1 protein-coding gene is annotated in these 606 nt (G+C 40.4%); it reads left to right on the plus strand.

What is annotated here, in order from left to right; genetic code table 11:
• A partial coding sequence (locus I8U17_RS18180; protein WP_232331190.1) for a hypothetical protein occupies positions 1-366 on the plus strand: 366 nt, incomplete at its 5' end.
• Positions 367-606: the final 240 nt, after the last annotated feature.

Consider the following 606-nt stretch of genomic DNA (forward strand, 5'->3'; position numbering starts at 1 on the left):
GGGAAAAGCATCTCGATGGTGTTACTACGGCGGAAAGCAAAAGGGGAAATCGTTGTTCACGGTGGAAATTTGGTTGATGGCCAGAATATTTACTATGTGAATTATTGGTATGAGTTGACAGATCCGCTTTTTGAAGAAGAGGATGAAGAGGGGATTGAAGGGCTGTATCCTTCTGATACTTATTTTGAATTGGTTGATCAAACAAGGTCGGAAGAAAAAGAATACTGTATCACCATTTCCCAATTATCGATTATGCCGGAAAAGGTTTGTGTATCTTGGGATTATATGCTTAAGGCGATCAAGTACTTCTATGATCATGACGGAAAATTAAATCCAGATCAAAAATGGCGTGAGTTTGAAATGTGATTTTTTTATATATCTGTTCCCTCTTGAAAAAGTTCAACAAGAACCAGAGCCAACGAACGAAACGTCGATGACTCCGACTCCATTCAAGAACACCAAACCCGGTCTTTGGGATCGGTTTTACCACTACCTGTAAAAATCTGTGGAATAAAGCAAAACAAACCACTGTTCACGGCTAATATAAAACCTGGGGTCGCTGTCACACCCCGTGCAGTCAGAAAAAGCGATTAAGCAAGCACTTTC

Source organism: Thermoactinomyces sp. CICC 10521 (assembly GCF_016055135.1).
Classification (GTDB): domain Bacteria; phylum Bacillota; class Bacilli; order Thermoactinomycetales; family Thermoactinomycetaceae; genus Thermoactinomyces_A; species Thermoactinomyces_A daqus.